Here is an 8,604-nt window from a genome sequence, read left to right as displayed (position 1 = left end):
GGTTGACAGCGGCTGCTCCGTTCCGTCCGCGCATTCCGGCGAGAGCTGCCGAATTGAACAGCTTTCTGACGTCGCTCAGCGCCGTGGGATCCGATGCTGCCTTCCAGCGACTTTCGACGAACTCGTCGGTCAGGATAGCGGTGTCGTACACCATGGATTCCATCCATGCCACGAGGCGTTCGCGTGTGGGGTCTTCGACGAACTGGACCAGGAGCTTGATTCCCTCGGACGGCGCCGGGCTGTACACGGGGGTTCCGACGCCGCCGATCGTGACCAGTCGCTTCACACGTTCGGGATGGCCGGCAGCGAGTCGGGCGGCAATGCTGCCGCCCATGGAGTTGCCGACGACCGGAACCGCGTCGAGCTCCATGCCTTCGAGGAAGTCGAGTACCGCCGGAAGGGCCGCCAGCATAGGGTTGTCGTCACACGAGTAGCTCTTGCCGAATCCCGGAAAGTCGAGAATCAGAGTGCGGAAATGTTTCGCGAAGATCGGCAGGTTGCCCTGGTAGTTGCTCCACCCACTGACACCGGGACCGGAGCCGTGCAGAAGAAGCAGAGGGGGGCCGTCTCCCGCCTCGTGATAGTGGAGCACGCCCTTCTTCGTCTCGAGGGTGCGGCTGGTGTTGTCGTGGGTGATTTCCTGCAATGTCGCGGTCACCGATTCTCCCCCTTGGCTGCGACCCAGCCATAGTTGTGCCAGTAGGTCTCGAGTTCCGTCACCGGCGTCGGCCACGTCTCGATGTAGGTTGCGCCTTCGCTTCCCGCGGTCATCGTGTACGCCGTCCCGGCACGGCTCACGAAGATGTCGCCGGCACGCACTGTGACCGTTTCGGGTTCCTCGTTGTCGTAGTGCTCGATGTTGTACTCACCCGCAAGCATGAACAGCATCTCGTCCATGTTGTGATGATGGCGAGGAACAGTGAATCCCGGAGTCACCCGCAGCGGATTGCGATTGAAACGAGGCCTGTCGATCGGCTTGCTGGTGACGAACATGTTCCCCTCGAAGGTCGCGCCGAAGTCGACCGGTGCGTCCGCGAGGAGTCCACCTTCGTTCCAGAAGTAGCTGGGGCTGGCCTGTTGATCGAGACCCATTGGTACCCAATCGAAACCGTCGACAAGGTTGCCGAATACGAGTGTCATTGCTTCATCGTAGTTGCGGGTCGATCGACACGTCTTGCGTCGATTCCGCTCGATGGAATGGCCGAGTGGGGCGCCGATGGGTGACGTTCGGTTCTATGCGGTGCTGGGAATGAGTTCAGGCTTGAACGCCTGACTCACCAGCCTGGGTGTTCCCGGAGATGTCGTCTCATTCGGAACTGGGCGAGCCCTTCGTCGCCGGCAACCATGGCGTCGACGATCGCATCGAGCTCGGCTCGGTCGTCCGGTGTCTGATCTGTCGAGCGGCAGGGATCGCTTGGTCGACGGCCTGTGCCGTACTCGTCCCAGAGAGTGGCCAGAACGGAGCGGAACAGCATCAGCACCGGATCTCCGCTCAGTGTTGCGACTCGATCCCGGAGGCAGGTACTGCACCGGCCGGCCTTCGAATCGCGCCTCTGTCGATCTCCCCAGAGTTCTGCTTTGTCAAGCATCCCGGACCTCATCGCGGCTGTGAGGCAGCCCAATTCGACTTCCTCGCGCACTGCGCGCAGGTGCTCGACCGTCACTCCGCGGAAGTCCAGGTACAGGGCAATCGTCCGGATGCTGGAGGTCGGATCGGGCTCGAGAACGACCAGCCCTCCCCCTGGTCCTCGGCGCATACGAGCCACGCTGTAGTGCTCGAGAATCCGAATCGATTCGCGGAACACCGAGCGACTCACCCCGTACCGTGAAACGAAATCGGCTTCCGACCCCAGGACTTCGCCGACGTACCGGCCCTCGCTGACGATGTCGTCACGAATGCGCCCTGCAACGGACCCGGCTAACTTCCTCTCCCGTGGCCATTCGTCGGGATCCAGGTCCATCGGCCCGATCGCCGTACTCTCTCCGGGCTGGGGGTGGACGAGGCCACTCAACCATGTGGCAGCTCTGTCGAGGTGGGTCACCAGGTCACTTTGTGCTCGACTGCTGGCGCCGGCCACTATCGATTCGGCAATCGCCAGATGTTGCCTGGCGGCCGCGCAACCCTCCTCCTCGGTGTTTCCGGCGATCCCTCGTGCACGATGGGTGTATGCCGCCGTCAATCTGACCAGGATGTCGATGTACAGCTCGAGTACCGGGTTCCCGGAGAGACGACCCAACGCTATGTGGAAGTTCTCGGGGAGACGACCGTCCTCACCGGATGCGCTCGATCTGAGCTCTTGCACTCCGCTCTCGGTCAACGATTCCGAAACGGCCGCGATGGCCATTCGTTCGAAGACGAAGCGGGCATGCACAACCTGCTCCACAGTCGCCCCGGCGTACTCCAGGTAGATGACAACTCCGCGAATGGCCGGAGTCGGATCGGGGGTACCGACGACGAGCCCACCGCCCGGCCCTTGTCGCATCTGCACCACCCGAGAATGCTCGAGCACCCGGATCGCTTCACGCAGGATCGACCGGGACACCCCGAAATGCTCACGCAGCGCAGTTTCGGAGCCGAGAACTTCGCCGATCGGCCACTGTCGTTCGATGATCTCGTCGACGATCCGTCGAGCAACTTGGACGGCGAGCTTTTCGGGTGCAACTGCTGCCGGCTCTTTTCCCTCCGGAAGTCGCATCTACCAGGAACTCCTATCCCCTCGATCCGAGCATGGACGCTCGCGATGTGATGCACAAGCCCATGCCCAGGCACGTAGCCTACGTCATCGCTGGAAGTGCGTGTCTGGCGCTCAGAACGTCATCGGCCCCCCGACAAGCACAGTTGTGGGGGGCCGATGGAGGTCACTGCGGGGGCGGTGAGAACCGATGGCCCCACAATGCGCCCTCGGTGATTGCATAGGTCGGTGTCTCTTCGCTGACCTGCAATCCGTCCCATCCGAACTCGAAGGCGTAGTTGTCCGGCGAGTAGACGTAGAACGACACCATCTGGTCGTTGGTGTGCTTGCCGAGCGTGTTCATCATCGGCAGGTCCATGTCGTAGGCGCGATCGAGGGCCAGGCCGACGTCGTCGAGGGTCTCCGCCTCGACCATGATGTGGACGACCTTGCCCGCCGGGCCCGGCCTCGGCGTGATACCGAAGCTGTGGTGCCTGGGGTTGCATCCCATGAAGTAGACCGGTCCAGCGGTGTTCCGCTCGACGAATCCGAGGATTCGGTTGTAGAAGTCGAACGTCTTCTCGACGTCCTCAGCCGTCACGATCACGTGACCGAGCCCCATGTTTCCGGTGACGAACTTCGACACCAGCGGAGTGTTCACCGGCACATGATCGAGCACCGGCCCGTAGAACAGCTCGATCTGGTTGCCGCCGGGATCCGCGAATCGGGCGAAACCGCTCACTCGGCGTTCCGCGCATTCCTCCTTCGACCCGGAGGACACCTCGATACCCTCCGCACTGATCGCGCGGACCAGCTCGTCCAGCTCTCGCCGGTTCATCACCTCGAACCCGATCGCCGTGCAGGACGACTCCTCGGCGGGAGTCACCACCACTCGGGCGGGATAGTGATCCATGCGGAAGTACAAGGAGCTCGGGTCGGCGCCGTCGACGGGCATGAAGCCGACGAAGTCCTCTCCAAACCGTTTCCATGCGTCGATATCAGACGTGTTCAGTCTGATGTAGCCCAGGGAATGAACCCCCATGCTCAACTCCAATCCGGTGGCGGTACACGATGTACGCAGTTACGCAGTTGCGTATGCGGAATTCATTTCAGTCGTTGAAGATGAACCTGTCGGCGACCCGGTGGTGGTTCCAGATCGTCATTTCCTGCTCTTCGCTCAGCCGGTGGCCGTCGAAGCTGGGGGAGTGCATACCGACGGTGACGTCCTTCATGTTCGCGAAGTCCTGGGAGAAGACCTGCCCCAGGTCGGCGTCGCGGTAGTCGTCGAAGTACTGCGGTTCGAACTCGCGCTTCTTGTCATAGTCGGCGACCGGAATCTGGTCGAGACTGAAGATCTCGAACAGGCACTTGTTGGGATCGTCATCGATCGGCCGCGCCCGGTACCAGAACGCCGAGCCCTGACCCGGAAGGATGATGCTGTTCGGGAACACGTTCCAGGAGCTGCCTGCCTCGGACCACTGCTCGGGCGTGATCACCGGCCAGTCGTAGCCTTCCTCGATCGACAGCTCCCGGTAGAGCTGGAGGAAGTATTTGCCCGCAGTCATCCCTTCGGGCAGTTCGGCCGTCTTCAGTGCTTCCGCGACACGCCAGCTGCGCTCGTTCTCGAGACCGCGCATATCCTCATGGAGGTACTGGATCGAGGCTGCGATGCTCAGGCGCTCGTCGGATTTGCCGTCGCCGGTCTTCTTCGACGGATCCTTACCGTCGTTCCTCGAGGACGACGCCTTGGGCCCGAGTGCCGAGTAGTGGGCGTGCCGCTCGTATAYGGTCGTCGGGGCCCACGACCGATTATCGAGTTCCTTCAGCGAGGCGAGCTTGTCATCGGACTTGTCGAGGCGGAAGAGCTGGGGGTGGGTTCCCGCCACGTGGTAGGCCTCGAGGAATGCGTCCATCGCCGTCTTCCAGTTGCACGGTGCGATGATGCCCTTGCCCCACCGGTACCGGAAGTTCTCGAGCTGGAACGGCGCGAAGATCCTCGCGACGGGGTCGAGGTACTCGAGCAGAGGCATGGCCTCGGGATCGAGGTTGATGAAGACGAAGCCCGCCCACTGCTCGGCCCGAACGCGGACCAGGCCGAGGTCGTCGTCGGAGCGGGGAACGAACTCCTCCCGGTCGAGCACCAGTCGGATGGAGCCGTCCAGGTTCCAGCGCCAGCCGTGGAACGGACAGATCAGCGAGCCGACTCGTCCGCGACCCCGGGCCAGACGGGTTCCCCGGTGGCGGCATGCGTTGTGGTACGCCCGGATCTCGGTCTTCGACTCACGAACGAGCAGGACCGAGAACTTGCCGATCTCGTACTCGACGAAGCACCCGACGTCCCGTAGCTCTTCGACGCGGCAGGCGATCTGCCATGTGTGGGTGAACATCTTGTCGAGTTCGAGCTTCAGGAACTCCTCGTCCAGGTAGCGACCCTTCGGAATGAAAGCCCGGTCCAGGCGGTACTTCTCGGGCACCTTCTCCGGCGGAACGTCACCTTCGAACCAGATGGGCCGATTCATCCGAAGCTCATCTACGACTGTCATCGCAACCACACTTCCTGTAACTGGCGTTCAATCGTGCGTCTGCACGTGGGCAACTTGGCTAGGCGTTCGGGCCGGCGATCTCGACACCGTCGGCGATCCGGGCGACGTGGATGCAGTTTCCCGGGCATCCGTCGGCGGCATCGATGACGTCGAGGCGAAGGCTGTCCGGCACGTGTGCGGATGCCCCCTCTTCGGTCAGTAGTGGACCCGCTGGTTCGCTCTTGACATGGGCGACCCCGGCGTCGTCGAACTCGAAGACGTCGGGGGCGTACTGGACGCACAGACCGTCTCCGGTGCACAGGTTGTGTTCGATCCACACCCGGACTTCGTCACTCATGCGATATGCCTTCCTCATCCACTAACTGCTCTGGGACCTCGAGATCGACCGATGCCTCGGCAGCACAACGAGGCCGGTACGGCCGGCGGTGTCTGGGCGCCGTTGGCGATACACGGACCGCCGCCTGAACCACATCTGGTCTGCACAACCGGGCGGAGCCGCCCGGCTGCCACCCGCCGAACGCTGCCTGTATCAGGCTTGAAAATCACTCTCCAGCAGTGGTTTCGTATTGTCCATTTGTCGTTCCATCAAATGGAATAGGCGCTGCGGGTACTTCGTGACGGCGTCCTAAGCTGTGTCGGTCACAGAGCGATTCTCATGTCGGTGCCGGGATACCGCTCGACGTCCCCCGTCAGAAAGCGAACCACCGGCGATCCGGCTGATACGCACGTTCGCCCCCTACCTCCCACGGAGGAACACCGATGTCACTACCCACACCGACAACTGGCAGAGATCCCGATTCTGCACAGGGCTGGACCGCCACGATGATCGTCGGAATCGTTCTCATGTCGGCAGTGCTCGAAGCGCTCTCGCTGGGCAACAGCATGGTCTCGATCGGTCTGCCCAGCATCCTGAAGGAGTTTCCGACAACGCAGGGCGGTTGGCTGATGACCGTCTACTTCCTCGTCGGTGCAGTCTGCGCGCCACTCCTCGGTAAGGCCGCCGACCTCTACGGCAAGCGGCGGGTGCTGCTGATCACCATGACGGTGGCCGGGGTGGGAGCCCTGATCTGCGCCGTGGCTCCGAGCTTCACGGTCCTGCTGATCGGGCGAATTCTCCAGGGCCCCATTCTCGCAACGCTCTCGCTGATCCCGTCCTTCATTCGCGACATCTACCCGCCCAAGCAGGCCGCGTTCGCAGCGAGTATCACCGTCACCGGAATGGGAGCATTCACGATCGCAGCACCCACGGTCATCGGATGGCTGTTGGAGCACCACGGCTTCCGCGGAATGTTCCTGTTCGATGCGGTATGGACCCTCGGCCTGTGCATCGGGATCTGGGCGATCCTGCCCGAATCGACGAATCGTCGTGAGGCAAAGCCGGACTTCCTCGGTGGCCTCATCCTGGCCGGTGCCGTTGTTCCCGTGCTGCTCTACGTCAGCATGGGCCGGACCTGGGGTTGGCTCGAAGCCTCGCCGCTGCTGCTCATCGGGATCGTTCTCGGGTGCGTGTTCGTGTGGCGCACGCGGAACGTCGACGAGCCCATCATCAAACTCGCGCTCTTCCGGCGTAAGCCCCTGGTGTTCGTGGCGTTCGCGGGCGCGGTTGCCTACTCGGTGTCGGCCGCGACCTATCAGTTGGTCCCGCTGCTCGCGATGACTTCGCGGGACAACGGCGTCACGTACGGTCTCGGATTGAACCCCCTGGAATTCTCCAGCATCGCCACTCCCAAGCAACTGGCGACTGTCCTCGGTGGCGCTGTGATCGGCGTACTCCTTGCGCGAGGACGAAACCCTCGTGCATTCCTGACCCTGGGAATCGCTGTCTTCGCGGCATCATTGGTGTCGTTCGCGCTGGCGCACGATACTTTCGCCACCGTGATGATCGGCAGCCTCCTCCTCGGCCTTGCCGGTGGCGTATCCACCGCTGCGGTTCCGAATTTGGTGATGCGTGCCACGCCCGCCGGCGACCAGGGGTCGACAGCCGGCACAGTGCAGTTGTGCACCACGGGTGCATCGTCGATTCTTCCGGTCGTCATGTTCGCGGTCCTGGCTCCGTATATGGTGTCTGCACCGGAAGGCGGTGTGTTTTACCAAGATCGGGGCATCACCACGTGGCTGTGGATCTCGGCCGCGATCTGTGTCGTCGCACTTCTCGTCGGTTTCACGGTACTTCGTGAGCGGCGTGACGAGGCCATCGAGGAGTTCTCGGTCGACACCGCGGAACCCGCCTCGGGCACAGCTGACGGAGTATCGCCGAGTACCGGCGATCTGGAGCGCAACAAGCTCTGACTTTCCATATCCGGGTCTGCCGCCGGTCAGGCCGGCAGACCCGGTCATCATTGCCATACTTCAGGAGGACGGCCCATGGCCGAGACCGTTACCACAGACATCCTCATCGTCGGCGCAGGTCCTGTCGGACTGTTCGGCGCATACACGGCGGGCTTCCGCGGACTGTCCACCGTGCTCGTCGATGCCCTTCCCCAGTGCGGTGGACAGATCACCGCGCTGTACCCAGAGAAGGAGATCCGCGACATCGCTGCTGTCCCGGGGGCACTCGGGCGGGAGGTCGTCGCTGCGCTCAAGGCGCAGGCAGACGCGTTCGAACCGGTCTATCTCCTGGGGCGTGAAGCGGTCGCTCTTGCCTACTCCCCGGACGGCCGACCGGTTGTCACGCTGTCCGACGGCACCGTCATCGATGCCGGAGCGGTGATCGTCACCGCGGGTATCGGGACCTTCACTCCGCGGACGCTCCCGGCAGGCGAGGAGTTTCTCGAGCGTGGCTTGAGCTACTTCGTGCCGGACCCGCAGGAACATGCCGGCCGTGACGTACTCGTCGTGGGAGGCGGGGACAGTGCAGTGGACTGGGCCCTCGCACTGCGGAAGATCGCCCGCTCGGTGACGTTGGTCCATCGCCGCAGCGCGTTCCGGGCCCATGCGGCGAGCGTCCGGGAACTGAACGACAGTGGTGTCGAGATCATCACCGACGCACAGGTGGAGTCGCTCCACGGGAACGGCACCGTGCAGCGGGCCCACGTTCGCATCGACGGTCAGAACGACCCTCGGGTTCTGCCCGTCGATGCGGTGGTCGCCGCGCTCGGCTTCATCAGCAATCTCGGACCGCTGACGGAATGGGGTATGGATCTGGATCGTCGCACGATCGTCGTCGACAGCCGTATGCAGACGACGGCGGCAGGTGTCTATGCCGCCGGCGACATCACCTCCTATACCGGGAAGGTCCGGCTCATGTCGGTCGGGTTCGGTGAGGTGGCCACCGCAGTCAACAATGCGGCCGTTGCTTTGGACCCCACACTCTCGCTCTTCCCTGGGCACTCGACAGACGCTGCCTGAGCCCGACTCGGACTGAAACAAATCAGGAAACCTGAGGGCCC

The 8,604-nt window shown here is 63.0% G+C and carries 8 protein-coding genes; 2 read left to right on the top strand and 6 right to left on the bottom strand.

Going from position 1 to position 8,604, the window contains the following annotated elements:
• From AC1DWT_RS35900 to AC1DWT_RS35875, 6 genes are all read right to left on the bottom strand, one after another.
• A partial coding sequence (locus AC1DWT_RS35900; RefSeq protein ID WP_477924307.1) for an alpha/beta fold hydrolase occupies positions 1-658 on the bottom strand: 658 nt, incomplete at its 3' end.
• Positions 655-1,140 (bottom strand): cupin domain-containing protein, encoded by a 486-nt coding sequence (locus AC1DWT_RS35895; protein ID WP_218834816.1) that lies wholly within the window; start codon positions 1,138-1,140, stop codon positions 655-657. The genes AC1DWT_RS35900 and AC1DWT_RS35895, both read right to left, overlap by 4 nt.
• Before the next feature lie 134 nt (positions 1,141-1,274).
• Entirely contained in the window at positions 1,275-2,696 is a 1,422-nt protein-coding gene (locus AC1DWT_RS35890) for a FadR/GntR family transcriptional regulator (RefSeq protein ID WP_095861913.1), read from the bottom strand.
• A 163-nt stretch (positions 2,697-2,859) separates the two neighbouring features.
• On the bottom strand, positions 2,860-3,714 hold the full coding sequence (locus AC1DWT_RS35885) for a VOC family protein (RefSeq protein ID WP_095861914.1): 855 nt from the start codon (positions 3,712-3,714) through the stop codon (positions 2,860-2,862).
• Between the two features lie 67 nt (positions 3,715-3,781).
• A complete protein-coding gene (locus tag AC1DWT_RS35880) occupies positions 3,782-5,191 on the bottom strand; it encodes an aromatic ring-hydroxylating oxygenase subunit alpha (RefSeq protein ID WP_477924305.1) in 1,410 nt (469 codons plus the stop codon).
• Positions 5,192-5,273: 82 nt separating this feature from the next.
• Positions 5,274-5,552, bottom strand: a complete 279-nt coding sequence (locus AC1DWT_RS35875; RefSeq protein ID WP_095861916.1) for a ferredoxin — start codon at positions 5,550-5,552, stop codon at positions 5,274-5,276.
• A 422-nt stretch (positions 5,553-5,974) separates the two neighbouring features.
• Here AC1DWT_RS35875 and AC1DWT_RS35870 point away from each other — a divergent pair, with 422 nt between their 5' ends.
• Both AC1DWT_RS35870 and AC1DWT_RS35865 read left to right on the top strand, forming a co-directional pair.
• A complete protein-coding gene (locus AC1DWT_RS35870) occupies positions 5,975-7,504 on the top strand; it encodes an MFS transporter (RefSeq protein ID WP_477924303.1) in 1,530 nt (509 codons plus the stop codon).
• A 75-nt stretch (positions 7,505-7,579) separates the two neighbouring features.
• A complete protein-coding gene (locus tag AC1DWT_RS35865; protein WP_477924302.1) occupies positions 7,580-8,563 on the top strand; it encodes an NAD(P)/FAD-dependent oxidoreductase in 984 nt (327 codons plus the stop codon).
• The last annotated feature ends 41 nt before the right edge of the window (positions 8,564-8,604 follow it).

The organism is Rhodococcus sp. P4_B6, assembly GCF_056402215.1.
The sequence above is the reverse complement of the archived record's forward strand: the minus strand, read 5'-3'. Positions and strand labels throughout refer to the sequence as shown.